Source organism: Streptomyces sp. NPDC041784 (assembly GCF_055591025.1).
The window spans coordinates 484,374-499,644 of record NZ_JBVJAB010000001.1; the positions used below are offsets into that span (position 1 = coordinate 484,374).

The window sequence follows — 15,271 nt, forward strand, 5'->3', positions numbered from 1 at the left end:
ATCACGATCCGGTTTCGGCCACTCAAGAGGCTTGATAACCCCCATGTAATCGATTCCAATCCTCCGTACACGCCGATGTAATCGATTCCATGCGAGGCACGGCGTGCAGGAATCCGAGTCCACGAGGAGGTGGAGCGGCGATGGCGAGCATCAAGGACGTGGCCGCCGAGGCGGGGGTCTCCGTCGCCACGGTGTCGCGCGTCCTGAACGACCACCCGTCGGTCAGCGAGGACGCACGCACCCGCGTGCTGGCCGCCGTCGAGGCGCTGGGCTACCGCCCGAACGCCGTCGCGCGGTCGCTGCGCACCGACCAGACCCGCACCCTCGGCCTGGTCATCAGTGATGTCCTCAACCCGTACTTCACCGAGCTGGCCCGCTCCGTCGAGGAAGAGGCCCGCGCGCTCGGCTACAGCGTGATCATCGGCAACGCCGACGAACGGCCCGACCTCCAGGACCACCACGTACGGACCCTGCTGGACCGCCGGATCGACGGCCTCCTCGTCTCCCCCACCGACGGCGGCTCCCCGCTGATGCTGGACGCCGCGCGCGCGGGGACCCCGATGGTGTTCGTCGACCGGTGGATCCCGGGCGTCGACGTGCCGGTGGTCCGGGCGGACGGACAGGCCGCCGTACGCGACCTGGTGGCGCATCTGCACGGGCTCGGGCACCGGCGGCTCGCCATCATCGCGGGCCCGGCCGCCACCACCACCGGCAGCGAGCGCGTCGAGGCCTTCCGGGCCGCCATGGCCGAGTACGGGCTCCCCCTCCCGGACGCGTACATCGGCCAGGGCGACTTCCAGGCGGAGAGCGGACGGCGGGTCACCGAGGGCTTCCTCGACCTGCCCGAGCCGCCCGAGGTCGTGTTCGCGGCCGACAACCTGATGGCCCTGGGCGCGCTGGACGCGATCCGCGCGCGCGGGCTGCGCGTTCCGGACGACCTCGCGCTCGCCGCGTTCGACGACATCCGCTGGTTCGTGCACACGGATCCGCCGATCACCGCGATCGCCCAGCCGACCGGCGAGCTGGGCCGCGCCGCCGTGCGCGCGCTCGTCGACCGCATCGAGGGACGACCCCCGCAGTCCGTCACCCTCCCCGCCCGTCTCGTCGTGCGCCGGTCGTGCGGCGAGACCCCCGCAAGGAACAGGAGCCAGTCGTGAGCAACCCGGACGAGTTGCTGCGCATCGAAGGCATACGCAAGACCTTCCCCGGTGTGGTCGCGCTCGACGGCGTCGACTTCGATCTGCGCCGGGGCGAGGTGCACGTGCTGCTCGGTGAGAACGGCGCGGGCAAGAGCACCCTCATCAAGATGCTCTCCGGCGCCTACCGCCCCGACGCCGGGCGGATCCTGGCCGGCGGCGAGGAGGTGCGCATCCATGGCGCGCAGGACGCCGAGCGCCTCGGGATCGCCACCATCTACCAGGAGTTCAATCTCGTACCCGATCTGACGGTCGCCGAGAACATCTTCCTGGGACGGCAGCCGCGCCGTTTCGGGATGATCGACCGGAAGACGATGGAGGCGGACGCCGAGGTCCTTCTCGCGCGTGTGGGCGTGAACGTGTCGCCCCGCGCGCGGGTGCGTGAACTCGGCATCGCGCGCCTGCAGATGGTCGAGATCGCCAAGGCGCTGAGCCTGGACGCGCGCGTGCTGATCATGGACGAGCCGACCGCCGTGCTGACCTCGGAGGAGGTCGAGAAGCTCTTCGTCATCGTGCGCAAGCTGCGCGAGGACGGCGTGGGCATCGTGTTCATCACGCATCACCTGGAGGAGATCGCCGCCCTGGGCGACCGGGTCACCGTCATCCGCGACGGCAGGTCCGTCGGACAGGTGCCCGCCACCACGCCCGAGGACGACCTCGTACGGCTCATGGTGGGCCGGTCCATCGAGCAGCAGTACCCACGCGCGCGTGCCGACCGGGGCGCCGCCCTGCTGACCGTCGAGGGGCTCACCCGGGACGGTGTCTTCCACGACGTCGGCTTCGAGGTGCACGCCGGTGAGGTCGTCGGCATCGCGGGGCTGGTCGGCGCCGGCCGTACCGAGGTCGTCCGGGCCGTCTTCGGGGCGGACCCCTACGACCGGGGAACGGTGCGGGTCGCCGGCGCCGAGCTGCCCCGGTACGACGTGAACGCGGCGATGGCCGCCGGGATCGGACTGGTGCCCGAGGACCGCAAGGGCCAGGGCCTGGTGCTCGACCAGTCGGTCGAGGAGAACCTCGGCCTGGTGACCATGCGGGCCGCCACCCGCGGCGGACTCGTCGACCTCAGGAGCCAGCGCGAGGCGGCCGCCGAGATCGCCGAGCAGCTCGGCGTGCGGATGGCCGGACTCCACCAGCATGTGCGCACCCTGTCCGGCGGCAACCAGCAGAAGGTCGTCATCGGCAAGTGGCTGCTCGCCGACACCAAGGTGCTGATCCTCGACGAGCCGACGCGCGGGATCGACGTCGGCGCCAAGGTCGAGATCTACCAGCTGATCAACGAGCTGACGGCCGCCGGGGCCGCCGTCCTGATGATCTCCAGCGATCTGCCCGAGGTGCTCGGCATGAGCGACCGGGTGCTGGTGATGGCACAGGGCCGGATCGCCGGTGAACTCCCGGCCGACGAGGCCACCCAGGACGCCGTGATGGCGCTCGCAGTAAGCACACCCTCTCCTACCGAAGTGGAGGCCGGCCGTGGCCGCTGACACGCTCAAGAGCACCACGGGCGCCGGTGGCGGCGCCGCGGCGGTCCGCCGTCTGCTCCTCGACAACGGCGCGCTCACCGCGCTGATCGTCCTCGTCATCGCCATGTCGGCGCTGTCGGGGGACTTCCTGACCACGGACAACCTGCTCAATGTCGGTGTCCAGGCCGCCGTGACGGCTGTTCTCGCCTTCGGCGTCACGTTCGTCATCGTCTCGGCGGGCATCGACCTGTCGGTCGGTTCGGTGGCGGCGCTGTCGGCCACCGTGCTGGCGTGGAGCGCCACCCAGCACGGGGTCCCGGTCGTCGTCGCGGTGGTGCTCGCCGTGGCCACCGGTATCGCGGCCGGTCTGGTGAACGGTTTCCTCATCGCCTACGGCAAGCTGCCGCCGTTCATCGCCACGCTCGCGATGCTGTCGGTGGCCCGCGGTCTGTCGCTGGTGATCTCCGAGGGCTCCCCGATCGCCTTCCCCGACTCGGTCTCGCACCTCGGTGACACGCTCGGCGGCTGGCTGCCGGTGCCGGTGCTGGTCATGGTCGTCATGGGGCTGATCGCCGCGTTCGTGCTCGGCCGGACGTACATCGGGCGCTCGATGTACGCCATCGGCGGCAACGAGGAGGCCGCCCGGCTGTCGGGTCTGCGGGTGAAGAAGCAGAAGCTCGCGATCTACGCGCTGTCCGGGGTGTTCGCGGCCGTCGCGGGCGTCGTGCTCGCCTCCCGGCTGTCCTCCGCGCAGCCGCAGGCCGCCGACGGCTACGAGCTGGACGCGATCGCGGCGGTCGTCATCGGCGGCGCCTCCCTCGCGGGCGGCACGGGCAAGGCCTCGGGCACGCTGATCGGCGCGCTGATCCTGGCGGTGCTGCGCAACGGCCTCAACCTGCTGAACGTCTCCGCGTTCTGGCAGCAGGTCGTCATCGGTGTCGTCATCGCGCTGGCGGTGCTCCTCGACACCGTGCGCCGCAAGGCGGGGGCCACCCCGGCGGCGGCCGGTGCCGGGTTCGGCGGCGGGCTCGGCGGCAGGGGGAGGCAGGCGGCGACGTACGGTCTCGCGGCCGTCGTCACCGTGGCGATCGTCGGTGCGACCTCCTTCCTGCACAACGGCTCGTCCGCCGCGTCGAACCCGAAGGTCGGCCTGGCCCTGTCCACCCTCAACAACCCGTTCTCCGTGCAGATCCAGTCGGGCGCGAAGGCCGAGGCGAAGCGGCTGGGCGTGGACCTGACGGTCACCGACGCGCAGAACGACGCCTCGCAGCAGGCCAACCAGTTGCAGAACTTCACCAGTTCCGGGGTCGACTCGATCATCGTCAACCCGGTGGACTCGGACGCGGCGAGCAACTCGGTGAGGGCCGCCGACAAGGCGGAGATCCCGGTCGTCGCGGTCGACCGCGGGGTCAACAAGGCCACGGTGGACGCGCTCGTCGCCTCCGACAACGTGGCCGGCGGTGAGCAGGCCGCGAAGACGGTCGCCGAGAAGCTGGGCGGCACCGGCAAGATCGTGATCCTCCAGGGTCAGGCGGGCACCTCCGCCGCCCGGGAGCGGGCCGCGGGCTTCGCCAAGGGGCTGAAGGCCTACCCGGGCATCCAGGTGGTGGCCGAGCAGCCGGCCGACTTCGACCGCACCAAGGGCCTCGACGTGATGTCGAACCTGCTCCAGGCCCACCCGGACGTCCAGGGCGTGATCGCCGCCAACGACGAGATGGCGCTCGGCGCGATCAAGGCGCTCGGCTCCAAGGCCGGGAAGTCCGTCCAGGTCGTGGGCTTCGACGGAACTCCCGACGGTCTCACGGCCGTTGAGCAGGGGACGCTGTACGCGTCCGTGGCGCAGCAGCCCTCACAGTTGGGGAAGATCGCCGTGGACAACGCGCTGAAGGCGTTGCGGGGCGAGAAGGTCCAGCAGACGGTGAAGGTGCCGGTGAAGGTGGTCACGAAGGAGAACGTGGCCGGCTTCAGCGGCTGACAGCGGCGAGCTGGCGGGCGGTCCGGGCGACCGCCCGCCGCACGCGTGTGATTGGGGAGTCAACTCATGTACGACTACGACCTGTTGGTCGTAGGGTCGGCCAACGCCGACCTGGTGATCGGCGTCGAGCGCAGGCCGGCGGCCGGGGAGACGGTGCTCGGGTCCGACCTGGCCGTCCACCCCGGCGGCAAGGGCGCGAACCAGGCCGTCGCGGCCGCCCGCCTCGGAGCCCGTACGGCCCTGCTGGCCCGGGTCGGCGACGACGCGCACGGCCGGCTGCTGCTCGACTCGCAGCGGGCGGCCGGGGTGGACACGGTGGGCGTGCTGGTGGGCGGGGCGCCGACCGGGGTCGCGCTGATCACGGTGGACCCGTCGGGGGACAACAGCATCGTGGTGTCGCCCGGGGCGAACGGGCGGCTGACGCCGGCCGACGTCCGCGCGGCCGCGAGCCTCTTCCACGCCTCCCCGGTGGTGTCGGCGCAGCTGGAGATCCCGCTGGAGACGGTGGTGGAGGTGGTACGGAGCCTGGCTCCGGGGAGCCGGTTCGTGCTGAACCCCTCGCCGCCGCGGCCGCTGCCCGCCGAGGTGCTCGCCGCCTGCGATCCGCTGATCGTCAACGAGCACGAGGCGAAGGTGATCCTGGGCGAGGCGGGGGCGGGCGCCGGGCCCGAGGACTGGGCGCGGGCGCTGCTCGCGAAGGGGCCGAGGTCGGTGGTCGTGACGCTGGGTGCGGAGGGTGCGCTGACGGCCTCCGAGGAGGGCGTCACCCGGGTGCTGTCCGTGAAGGTGACGGCCGTGGACACGACCGGCGCGGGCGACTCCTTCACGGCGGCGCTGGCGTGGCGGCTGGGCACCGGTTCGTCGCTGGCCGAGGCGGCGGCGTACGCGGCACGGGTCGGGGCGGTGGCCGTGACGAAGCGGGGGGCGCAGGAGTCGTTCCCGACGGCCGAGGAGGTCGAGTCCCTGTGAAGAAGGGCGGGATCCTCAACCGTCATCTCGCCGGGGCGCTGGCGGAGTTGGGGCACGGGGACGGGGTGCTGGTGTGCGATGCCGGGATGCCGCTGCCGGACGGGCCCCGGGTGGTCGACCTCGCGTTCCGGGCGGGGGTGCCGTCGTTCGCCGAGGTGGTGGAGGGGCTGCTCGACGAGCTGGTCGTGGAGGGCGCGACCGCCGCGGCCGAGGTGCGGGAGGCGAATCCGGCCGCGGCGGGGCTGCTGGAGGGCCACTTCGCGGAGCTCACGTTCGTCCCGCACGAGGAGCTGAAGAAGCTGTCGGCGAAGGCGCGGCTCGTGGTGCGCACGGGGGAGGCGCGGCCGTACGCCAATGTGCTGCTGCGGTGCGGGGTGTCTTTCTGACCTGCCCCCTGACAGGCTTCGAGGGACCCGGTCTGTCGACCAGGTCCCTCGGCTCACCCCCTCCGCCATCAGAACCCCGCGATCCCCCCAGATCCCCCTCCAGAAGTCCTGACGCCATGTACGACACGGCAGGGGTGGGAAGGGTTGCACGCCTTCGGAAGAAAATTCCGAGTGCCGCGAGAAGGGGCCGGGATCAGGCCTTTGGCACATGCCAGGCGCATTGAACGGTCCCCGGCGCGCTCCATCAGTTGTGGTGAAATCCGCGGCCCCGACAGGCGATAAGACCGAAATGCCCCCATGATGAGGTCATCCCCTCCCCCCTCCCACGAGGAGCACGACCGTGTCCGAAACGACCGAGCCCAACGTCGGCATGTTCACTCTCGGTGACCCGGTGGCTTCCGAGCCGCCCCATCCGATCGAGGTGCCGGATCACGAGGAATGGCCCCTGCCGAACGGCTTCGCCTGGGTCTTCCTCGGCGCGGGCAACAGCGAGATCACCCAGCCCGTGATCATCGCCGACGGCTTCAATCTCGGCCGGAGCGAACTCGACAAGCTCTACCAGTTCCTCGACGGCGGTGAGTACCCCTTCCTCACCGAGCTGCACCGGCGCGGCAAGGACGTGATCCTGCTCGGGTTCGAGGAGCGGACCGCGTCCATCATGGACAACGCGAAGGCCGCCGAGGCCGTCATCATGGAGACCATCGGCCGGCGCGTCGGCGACGCCCGGCTGGTCGTCGGCGGGTTCAGCATGGGCGGCATGGTCACCCGCTTCGCGCTCGCCAAGCTGGAGACCCAGCGGATGGACCACCAGACGGCGCTGTACTTCTCGTACGACACCCCGCACCGCGGCGCCAGCATCCCCGTCGGCGTGCAGGCGTTCTCGTACTTCATCCCGTTCCCCGGCAACGACTTCGAGCGGCAGATGAACAGCCCCGCCGCGCGTCAGATGCTGTGGCGGCACTACGACAAGGACACCGGCAAGATCGATGTCGCCGAGGAGCGCAAGAAGTTCCTGGCCGCGCTGGAGCGGTTCGGCAACTGGCCGCGGATCCCGCGCAAGATCGCCGTCGCCAACGGCCGCGCCGACGGCATCGGCCTGCCGGACGTACCCCCCGGCGAGGTCGCGCTGCGGCTCGACGTGATCTACCCGGGAACCACGTTCTACACCCAGGCCCAGGGCGACGACGTGACCGTCGCCTACCTGTACCGGAAGTTCCCGCAGGCCGAGAAGACCATCACGACCAACGGCTTCCCGGAGCTGGACGGCGCCCCGGGCGGCACGCTGCACACGTACAAGATCCTCGCCGACGCGATGGAGAAGTTCGGCGCCACGGTGGACCTGCGCCACGAGGACGTCTGCTTCGTGCCGTCGGTCAGCGCGGTCGCGATCCGGGACATCGAGCAGCAGGACGACCTGTACGCGAAGATCAAGGACATGAACCCCGACGACAGCGAACTGGACGAATTCCTCTGTTCGTCCACGACGACCGACCACACCCTGGTCACGCGGGAGCTGGGCAGCTGGCTGATCGACCGGTTCGACGTCTGATCCCCTGCCCTTCGGATCTCCCGATCCTGGCCGTACGGCAGCCGGGGGCCGTCCGTCCGCCCACACCGGGCGGAGGGCGGCCCCTTCCTCGATGCGTCCGCCCCGCGCAGCCGGGGGACACGGCCTCACCTCTCCCCCACCGTCCCCTGGGGATCTCAGGTCGGCGCGCGGTCGGTCACCTCGGCGGCCGGAATCCGCTTCCTCCAGCAGGGACTTCAACGCTTCTCCCTTGAACGAAGATGACCGAGAACGTCTCACTGTCGCCCAACTCATGGCCAAGAGCAGGAAGAACCAATGCCATCAGTGACGCCCGTGTACAGACTTCAGCGGACATCCGGTCATCCACAGGGTGTGATTTACGCGACTTGCAGCACGGGAACTGACACGCCGTCCCCCACCGAACCTGCGTAACAGTGCAGGCAGTTGCCTTGATCGCCACATACGTGGCATGCCGACCGCCCGGTCGGGCACACCGTGCCATACGCCTGGGGCCCCAGTCGCCCGCAGGGGCGACTTGCGCGCACCGTGGTTGCCGTTGGCGCCCGGTACTGTGTTGGGCTACCACCGCTCCCCGGAGGTCCGCGACACGTTGTGGGCACCCATGGGGTTCACGAACGTGGACCGGAAAGGGGGCGGCCCAATGGCTGCACAGCCGGCGGGGCACCAGGGCAACAAGGCGGACCGGATTTACAGCAGGGTCCGCTGGCTGGGACCGATCTTCACGATCTACAAGATCGTGCGTGAGTTCCTGAGCCACTAAAGGGAAGAGCCCCGACCCAAGGGCCGGGGCCAGCCCGTTCTGGTGATGCCAGAGGGCCTCATCTCTGCTGCTTCCCGGCCTCGGAGATGGGGCTCTCGCCTTGTCACGCACAACTCCGCCCAGACGGCCACGTGTTAGTTGCCTGCTGTGACGGACGAACTCCATCTTGCACTGCTCGCAAGATCGTTCGCGACACCCTTGCGCACGTCGGGACACAAGCGGGGTCGTCGATTCCAGTCCGGAATCGGGCTTCGACCTGCTCAGAAATTCGTGCACATGTGAAAAGTGACTTAAGTCATACCCGATATGGTGATGCAAGGCACACCTGAGCGACTACCCAGATGTCCAGATCGCCCGGATCTACTGACGCGTAACCACGCGAGCCGAGATGGCGGCGGGAATCGTACAGGATGGCACTGACAACGCCGCTCCCGATTTGACTCCGGTCGGGCCGAGCGCTTCCCCCCTACGTGTCGCCGAGCCGTGCTCCCCGGCTCTCCGCCACCCTCTTGACGTCCCTCAAGGACTCGGTGAGCCGCCGGGCGAGGTAGCGCAGTTCGGCGCCGGTCGTCCGCTGCCCCGCAAGGAGTGCCTCGGCGTGGCCGAGGAGATCGTCCGCCATCCCGAGTTGCACACATTCGACGTCGTCCGCCATGCGCCACATGTAGCCCGTCCCGTCGCCCACGAGGTAGCAGGGCTTGCCCTCGGGGCTCGTCCAGGGCAGCAGCCGGGTGGACGACTCCTCGCGTCCCGCGCTGGCGCTCACCCGCCGCTCCCCACGCGAGGCCAGAACAGCGAGCCGACACCCACTCCCCGGACGGCGGACGGCACGTCAGGCGGCGTGGGCGGCCTGCGGCGGCGCCTGCGTGTTGATGAGAGGAGCCTCCCGAACGGCCTGAAGGGTCGGGTCGGATGTGTCACGTCAGCCTACTTCCCACCTGCGATGACTTCGCTCTGTTGCGAATTGCTTACAGGGTGGGGTCGGTGTGGCTACGCTTCCAGTACCTGGAGGTTGACAACGCACACGTCAAGTTGGGGAGTTGGCAACATGACCAAGCCTCGTACGCCGCGAACGCAACGGGAGAAGTACGGGGAGGAACTGAGGTTGCGACGCACCGCCGCCGACCTCACGCAGGAGGAACTGGGCAACCAGGTCGTGTGCTCGCCCACGCTGATCAGCCACTTCGAGGCGGGCAGACGGCTCCCGGGGCCTGATGACGCGCAGCGTATCGACCGGGCGCTGGCCACCGACGGGTTCTTCGTCCGGTGGCTGGAGGACCTGGAGTCGAAGTATGCCGACCACTTCGCGGCCGTGGCGGAGTTGGAGCAACAGGCCACCCTGATCCAGCAGTTCGCGCTCTCGCTGGTTCCCGGCGTGTTCCAGACCGACGGTTATGCGCGTGCCCTGTTCCGCGCGTACCGGCCGAACCACACGGCGGAGGAACTTGACGAAGCAGTTGTCATTCGAACAAAGCGTGCCCGAATTCTCGACGGCCCGTTGAAACCGGTCATTTGGACGTTGCTCGACGAATCCGTGCTGCGCCGCCGCGTCGGCGGGTCTCAGGTCATGGCCGAGCAGCTGAACAAGCTCGCGGACTTGGCCGAGGCGGGACGGGTACGGCTGCATGTGCTGCCGTACGGGGTCGGAGCGCACGCGCTGATGGAGAGCTACCTCACCCTCATGAGCTTCGGGGACTCCGCCCCGCTGGCCTACGTCGAAGGCTTTCTCACCGGCCACTTGATGGATGATCCGGCGCTGGTGACGGCCAGCCAGACAGCCTACGCTCTAGCACTGAGCGACGCGTTGTCGCAGCAGGAGTCACTGGCCCTCGTCAAGGCCGCAGCGGAGGAACACGCCCATGGTCAGCAGTGAGCACACTGTCTGGTACAAGTCCAGCTACAGCGGCGGCGGTCAAGGCGACTGCCTCGAAGTCGCGCGCGGCCAGGCCGTTGTGCCGGTCCGCGACAGCAAGGACGTGCGCGGCTCTGTGCTGGTCTTCTCCTCAAACGGCTGGGCCGCGTTCATCGGGGCCGTCAAAGAGAGGTACGTGGGCGCCCAGGTCTAGGGACTTCAGCGGCGAGCGTGGCGGATCTTCAGGCGGCCGAACTCCAGCGTCACGCCACGTATACGGCAAGGTCTGGAGGGGCCCTCCAGACCTTGCCGTCATGACGCGCTACGCCAGGTGCTCCACGAACCGGGCCGCCGTCTCCGTCAGCACCTCCCGCCCGTCCCGTGCCCACAACTCGTCGTTGAACAGCTCGACTTCGATGGCGCCGGTGTAGCCGGCGGCCTCCACGTGGCCCTGCCACGCGCGCAGGTCGATCGCGCCGTCGCCGAGCTGGCCGCGGCCGTTGAGGACGCCCTCGGGGAGCGGGGTCGTCCAGTCGGCGAGCTGGAAGGTGTGGATGCGGCCGGAGGCGCCGGCGCGGGCGATCTGGGTGGGGGCCTGGTCGTCCCACCAGATGTGGTACGTGTCCACCGTGACGCCGACCTGCCGGGCCGGGAAGCGTTCCGCGAGGTCCAGCGCCTGGGTGAGGGTGGAGACCACGCAGCGGTCCGAGGCGAACATGGGGTGCAGCGGCTCGATCGCCAGCTTCACACCGTGCCGCTCGGCGTACGGGCCCAGTTCGGCCAGGGCGTCCGCGATGCGTTCACGGGCGCCGTGCAGGTCCTTGGAACCGGCGGGCAGGCCGCCGGAGACGAGGACCAGCACCTCGGTGCCGAGAGCCGCCGCCTCGTCCACCGCGCGGCGGTTGTCGGCCAGGGCCAGGGCGCGCTCCTGCGGGTCGATGGCCGTGAGGAAGCCGCCCCGGCACAGCGTCGTCACCGTCAGGCCCGCGTCACGGACCAGCTTGGCCGTCGCCTCCACGCCGTACGTCTGGACGGGCTCGCGCCACAGGCCGACGCCCGGGACGCCCAACTCCAGGCAGGCGTCCACCAGTTCCGGCATGGACAGCTGCTTCACCGTCATCTGGTTGATGCTGAAGCGGGAGAGATCGGTGCTCACTGGGTCACTCCGTACAGGGCGAGCAGGTTCTTCATCCGTTCCTCGGCCAGCTTGGGGTCGGGGAACAGGCCCAGGCCGTCGGCGAGTTCGTAGGCGCGGGCGAAGTGCGGGAGGGAACGGGCCGACTGGAGGCCGCCGACCATCGTGAAGTGCGACTGATGGCCGGCCAGCCACGCCAGGAACACCACGCCCGTCTTGTAGAAGCGGGTGGGGGTCTGGAAGAGGTGGCGGGACAGTTCGACCGTGGGGTCGAGGAGTGCGCGGAAGCCCGCCGTGTCGCCCGTGTCCAGGACACGGACCGCCTCGGCCGCCAGCGGGCCCAGCGGGTCGAAGATGCCGAGCAGCGCGTGACTGAAGCCCTTCTCGTCGCCCGCGATCAGCTCGGGGTAGTTGAAGTCGTCGCCGGTGTAGCAGCGGACGCCCTGCGGCAGCCTGCGGCGGATGTCGATCTCCCGCTGCGCGTCCAGCAGCGAGACCTTGATGCCTTCCACCTTGTCGGGGTGGGCCGCGATCACCTCCAGGAAGGTGTCCGTCGCCGCGTCCAGGTCGGACGAGCCCCAGTAGCCCTCCAGCGCCGGGTCGAACATCGGGCCCAGCCAGTGCAGGATCACGGGCTCGGTGGCCTGGCGGAGCAGGTGGCCGTAGACCTCCAGGTAGTCCTGGGGGTCGGTGGCGGCCGCGGCGAGGGCGCGGGAGGCCATCAGGATCGCCTGGGCTCCCGACTCCTCCACCAGCGCGAGCTGCTCCTCGTAGGCGGCCCGGACCTCGGCGAGGCTCCCCGAGGCGATCTGGTCGGTGCCGACGCCGCAGGCGATCCGGCCGCCGACCGCCTTCGCCTCGGCGGCGCTGCGGCGGATCAGTTCGGCGGCGCCCGCCCAGTCCAGGCCCATGCCGCGCTGGGCGGTGTCCATCGCCTCGGCGACGCCGAGCCCGTGGGACCACAGGTGGCGGCGGAAGGCGAGGGTGGCGTCCCAGTCGACGGCGGCGGGCGAGTCCGGCGCCACGTCCGCGTACGGGTCGGCCACCACATGCGCGGCCGAGAAGACCGTACGGGAGGTGAAGGGGGCACCCGTGGTGAGGGCGAGGGGCTCCGGGCGGGGCTCGTACACCCTCAGCCCGCCCTCGAAGTCGGGGAGTCGGACGGTCACAGCGAGACCTCCGGGACGTCGAGGCGGCGGCCCTCGGCCGAGGACTTCAGGCCCAGCTCGGCGAGCTGGACGCCACGGGCGCCGGCCAGGAGGTCCCAGTGGTAGGGGGCGTCGGCGTAGACGTGCTTGAGGAACAGCTCCCACTGGGCCTTGAAGCCGTTGTCGAACTCGCCGTTGTCCGGGACCTCCTGCCACTGGTCACGGAAGACCTCGGTGGCCGGGATGTCCGGGTTCCAGACCGGCTTGGGGGTGGCGCTGCGGTGCTGGACGCGGCAGTTGCGCAGGCCGGCGACCGCCGAGCCCTCGGTGCCGTCGACCTGGAACTCGACGAGTTCGTCGCGGTTGACGCGGACGGCCCAGGAGGAGTTGATCTGGGCGATGGCGCCGCCGTCGAGTTCGAAGACGCCGTAGGCGGCGTCGTCGGCCGTCGCGTCAAACGGCTTGTCGTTCTCGTCCCAGCGCTGCGGGATGTGGGTGGCGGTGAGGGCCTGGACGGTCCGCACGCGGCCGAACAGCTCGTGCAGCACGTACTCCCAGTGCGGGAACATGTCGACGACGATGCCGCCGCCGTCCTCCGCGCGGTAGTTCCAGGAGGGGCGCTGGGCGCTCTGCCAGTCGCCCTCGAAGACCCAGTAGCCGAACTCGCCGCGGATGGACAGGATCCGGCCGAAGAAGCCGCCGTCGATCAGGCGCTTCAGCTTGAGCAGGCCGGGGAGGAAGAGCTTGTCCTGGACGACGCCGTGCTTGATGCCCTTCTCGTTCGCGAGGCGGGCCAGCTCCAGGGCGCCTTCGAGACCGGTGGCCGTCGGCTTCTCCGTGTAGATGTGCTTGCCCGCGGCGATCGCCTTCTTGATGGCCTCCTCGCGGGCGGAGGTCACCTGGGCGTCGAAGTAGATGTCGACGGTGGGGTCGGCGAGCACGGCGTCGACGTCCGTGGAGACGTGCTCCAGGCCGTGCCGCTCGGCCAGCGCCCTCAGTGCGTGCTCGCGGCGGCCGACGAGGATCGGCTCCGGCCACAGCACGGTGCCGTCGCCGAGGTCGAGGCCGCCCTGTTCGCGCAGGGCGAGGATGGAACGGACGAGGTGCTGGCGGTAGCCCATGCGCCCGGTCACGCCGTTCATGGCGATACGCACCGTCTTGCGGGTCACGTCGGATCCCTTCGTAGGCGTTGTACGCGGTTGTGCGCGCCTCGTACGCCTCTTCCTGATCAGCGTTACAGCAAGCGCTTTCTATCCAAGGAGAAGCTAGCCTCTGACCAGCGGTCCGGACAAGACCGTGTCCATCCCGAGTTGTTCGAGGGGGCGAACAACTGGGGGGTATGGCCTTAAGGTCTGCTCGACACGCTCGGAACCGTGGCTACGGCCGGCCTGTCTACGTGGACGTACGAAGACGTACGACGAAGACGTACGACGAGATGCGCGACCGGAGGACGACGAGATGACGGTGACCCTGGCGGACGTGGCGGCCCGCGCGCAGGTCTCGCCCGCGACGGTGTCGCGCGTACTGAACGGGAACTACCCCGTCGCCGCTTCCACCCGTGAGCGGGTGCTGCGGGCGGTGGACGAACTGGACTACGTACTGAACGGCCCGGCGAGCGCGCTGGCGGCCGCCACGTCCGATCTGGTGGGCATCCTGGTGAACGACATCGCCGACCCCTTCTTCGGGATCATGGCGAGCGCGATCCAGTCGGAGATCGGGGGGCCCGGCGGACGCGCGGGCGGCGAACGGCTGGCCGTGGTCTGCAACACGGGCGGCGACCCGGAACGCGAACTGACCTATCTGACCCTGCTCCAGCGGCAGCGGGCGGCGGCCGTGGTGCTGACCGGCGGGGCCGTGGAGGACGAGCCGCACGCGGCGGCCGTCGCGGCGAAGCTGCGCAAGCTGGGCGAGGCGGGGACGCGGGTGGTGCTGTGCGGACGGCCGCCGGCGCCGGACACCCGGGCGATCGCGCTGACCTTCGACAACCGGGGCGGCGGACGCGAACTGACCGAGCACCTCATCGGGCTCGGCCACCGGCGGCTCGGCTACATCGCGGGCCCCGAGGAGCGGACCACCACCCGGCACCGACTGGAGGGCCACCGGGCGGCGCTGGTCGCGGCCGGGATCGAGGAGGACCCGCGCTGGACCGTGCACGGCCGCTACGACCGGCGGGCCGGCTACGAGGCCACGCTGGAACTGCTGCGCCGTGACCCGAGCCTGACGGCCGTGGTCGCCGCGAACGACTCCGTCGCGCTGGGCGCCTGCGCGGCGCTGCGGGAGTCCGGGCTGCGCATCCCGGAGGACGTGTCCGTGGCCGGCTTCGACGACCTGCCGTTCAGCATCGACGCGGTGCCCTCGCTGACGACGGTACGGCTCCCGCTCGCGGAGGCGGGCGCCCGGGCCGGCCGCATCGCGATGGGCCGCGAGGAGCCGCCGCCCGGAGGGATCGCGGTGGTGCGGGGCGAGTTGATGGTGCGCGGGTCCTCCGGGGTGCCGCGAGGGTGATGCGGGGTTGAAGCCTTGACGGGGGCGATCACGGACGGCGGGGACGGCCGGGGCGGAGAGGCGGACGGCCGGGACGGGGTGGCGGACCGCCGGGACGGAGAGGCGGACGGCCGGGACGGAGAGGCGGACCGCCGCGACCCAGTGGCGGACCGCCGGGACGGAAAAGCGGACCGCCGCGACCCAGTGGCGGACCGCCGCGACGGAAAAGCGGACCGCCGCGACCCAGTGGCGGACCGCCGCGACGGAAAAGCGGACCGCCGCGACCCAGTGGCGGACCGCCGCGACGGAAAAGCGGACCGCCGCGACCCAGTGGCGGACCGCCGCGACGGAAAAGCG

Annotated in this window: 13 protein-coding genes and 1 pseudogene; 10 read left to right on the top strand and 4 right to left on the bottom strand. The window is 70.4% G+C overall.

The features are described 5' to 3' along the window. Positions 1–140 precede the first annotated feature (140 nt). From ACZ6D7_RS02125 to ACZ6D7_RS02150, 6 genes are all read left to right on the top strand, one after another. Positions 141–1,157, top strand: a complete 1,017-nt coding sequence (locus tag ACZ6D7_RS02125; RefSeq protein WP_469482407.1) for a LacI family DNA-binding transcriptional regulator — start codon at positions 141–143, stop codon at positions 1,155–1,157. Continuing rightward, the gene (locus ACZ6D7_RS02130) at positions 1,154–2,677 is read left to right on the top strand and encodes a sugar ABC transporter ATP-binding protein (protein ID WP_469482409.1); all 1,524 of its coding nucleotides are present in this window, start codon (positions 1,154–1,156) and stop codon (positions 2,675–2,677) included. Before ACZ6D7_RS02125 ends, ACZ6D7_RS02130 begins: the two co-directional genes overlap by 4 nt. After that, a complete protein-coding gene (locus ACZ6D7_RS02135) occupies positions 2,667–4,631 on the top strand; it encodes an ABC transporter permease/substrate-binding protein (RefSeq protein ID WP_469482411.1) in 1,965 nt (654 codons plus the stop codon). The genes ACZ6D7_RS02130 and ACZ6D7_RS02135 overlap by 11 nt, the downstream gene beginning before the upstream one ends. Positions 4,632–4,697: 66 nt before the next feature. Further along, a complete protein-coding gene (locus ACZ6D7_RS02140) occupies positions 4,698–5,600 on the top strand; it encodes a ribokinase (RefSeq protein WP_469482413.1) in 903 nt (300 codons plus the stop codon). Further along, positions 5,597–5,986, top strand: coding sequence for a D-ribose pyranase (gene rbsD, locus ACZ6D7_RS02145; protein WP_469482415.1), 390 nt, complete (start codon positions 5,597–5,599; stop codon positions 5,984–5,986). The genes ACZ6D7_RS02140 and rbsD overlap by 4 nt, the downstream gene beginning before the upstream one ends. 340 nt (positions 5,987–6,326) lie before the next feature. Then, positions 6,327–7,535, top strand: a complete 1,209-nt coding sequence (locus ACZ6D7_RS02150) for a lipase family protein (RefSeq protein ID WP_469482417.1) — start codon at positions 6,327–6,329, stop codon at positions 7,533–7,535. A 1,226-nt stretch (positions 7,536–8,761) separates the two neighbouring features. On the opposite strand, the gene ACZ6D7_RS02155 is transcribed toward ACZ6D7_RS02150, so the two are convergent. Continuing rightward, positions 8,762–9,061: a hypothetical protein gene (locus ACZ6D7_RS02155; protein ID WP_469482419.1), complete on the bottom strand. Its 300-nt coding sequence runs from the start codon at positions 9,059–9,061 to the stop codon at positions 8,762–8,764. A 282-nt stretch (positions 9,062–9,343) separates the two neighbouring features. Here ACZ6D7_RS02155 and ACZ6D7_RS02160 point away from each other — a divergent pair, with 282 nt between their 5' ends. Then, positions 9,344–10,168, top strand: coding sequence for a helix-turn-helix domain-containing protein (locus ACZ6D7_RS02160; protein WP_469482421.1), 825 nt, complete (start codon positions 9,344–9,346; stop codon positions 10,166–10,168). Then, positions 10,155–10,361: a DUF397 domain-containing protein gene (locus ACZ6D7_RS02165; protein ID WP_469482423.1), complete on the top strand. Its 207-nt coding sequence runs from the start codon at positions 10,155–10,157 to the stop codon at positions 10,359–10,361. Before ACZ6D7_RS02160 ends, ACZ6D7_RS02165 begins: the two co-directional genes overlap by 14 nt. Before the next feature lie 108 nt (positions 10,362–10,469). On the opposite strand, the gene ACZ6D7_RS02170 is transcribed toward ACZ6D7_RS02165, so the two are convergent. The 3 genes from ACZ6D7_RS02170 to ACZ6D7_RS02180 are packed head-to-tail and all read right to left on the bottom strand — an operon-like array spanning position 10,470 to position 13,599. After that, positions 10,470–11,267: a sugar phosphate isomerase/epimerase family protein gene (locus tag ACZ6D7_RS02170; RefSeq protein WP_469482994.1), complete on the bottom strand. Its 798-nt coding sequence runs from the start codon at positions 11,265–11,267 to the stop codon at positions 10,470–10,472. Between the two features lie 32 nt (positions 11,268–11,299). Further along, positions 11,300–12,451: a dihydrodipicolinate synthase family protein gene (locus tag ACZ6D7_RS02175; RefSeq protein ID WP_469482425.1), complete on the bottom strand. Its 1,152-nt coding sequence runs from the start codon at positions 12,449–12,451 to the stop codon at positions 11,300–11,302. Continuing rightward, a complete protein-coding gene (locus ACZ6D7_RS02180) occupies positions 12,448–13,599 on the bottom strand; it encodes a Gfo/Idh/MocA family protein (RefSeq protein WP_469482427.1) in 1,152 nt (383 codons plus the stop codon). Before ACZ6D7_RS02180 ends, ACZ6D7_RS02175 begins: the two co-directional genes overlap by 4 nt. 289 nt (positions 13,600–13,888) lie before the next feature. On the opposite strand from ACZ6D7_RS02180, the gene ACZ6D7_RS02185 reads away from it, so the two are divergent. Together ACZ6D7_RS02185 and ACZ6D7_RS02190 are read left to right on the top strand one after the other, a co-directional pair. Beyond that, the gene (locus ACZ6D7_RS02185) at positions 13,889–14,935 is read left to right on the top strand and encodes a LacI family DNA-binding transcriptional regulator (RefSeq protein ID WP_469482429.1); all 1,047 of its coding nucleotides are present in this window, start codon (positions 13,889–13,891) and stop codon (positions 14,933–14,935) included. A 15-nt stretch (positions 14,936–14,950) separates the two neighbouring features. After that, positions 14,951–15,271, top strand: a pseudogene (locus ACZ6D7_RS02190) (hypothetical protein); the annotation flags it as partial.

Coding starts and splice junctions, on each gene's coding strand:
- ACZ6D7_RS02125 (WP_469482407.1), top strand. CDS start 141: ATGGCGAGCATCAAGGACGTGGCCGCCGAGGCGGGGGTCTCCGTCGCC.
- ACZ6D7_RS02140 (WP_469482413.1), top strand. CDS start 4,698: ATGTACGACTACGACCTGTTGGTCGTAGGGTCGGCCAACGCCGACCTG.
- ACZ6D7_RS02160 (WP_469482421.1), top strand. CDS start 9,344: ATGACCAAGCCTCGTACGCCGCGAACGCAACGGGAGAAGTACGGGGAG.
- ACZ6D7_RS02165 (WP_469482423.1), top strand. CDS start 10,155: ATGGTCAGCAGTGAGCACACTGTCTGGTACAAGTCCAGCTACAGCGGC.
- ACZ6D7_RS02170 (WP_469482994.1), bottom strand. CDS start 11,267: ATGACGGTGAAGCAGCTGTCCATGCCGGAACTGGTGGACGCCTGCCTG.
- ACZ6D7_RS02185 (WP_469482429.1), top strand. CDS start 13,889: ATGACGGTGACCCTGGCGGACGTGGCGGCCCGCGCGCAGGTCTCGCCC.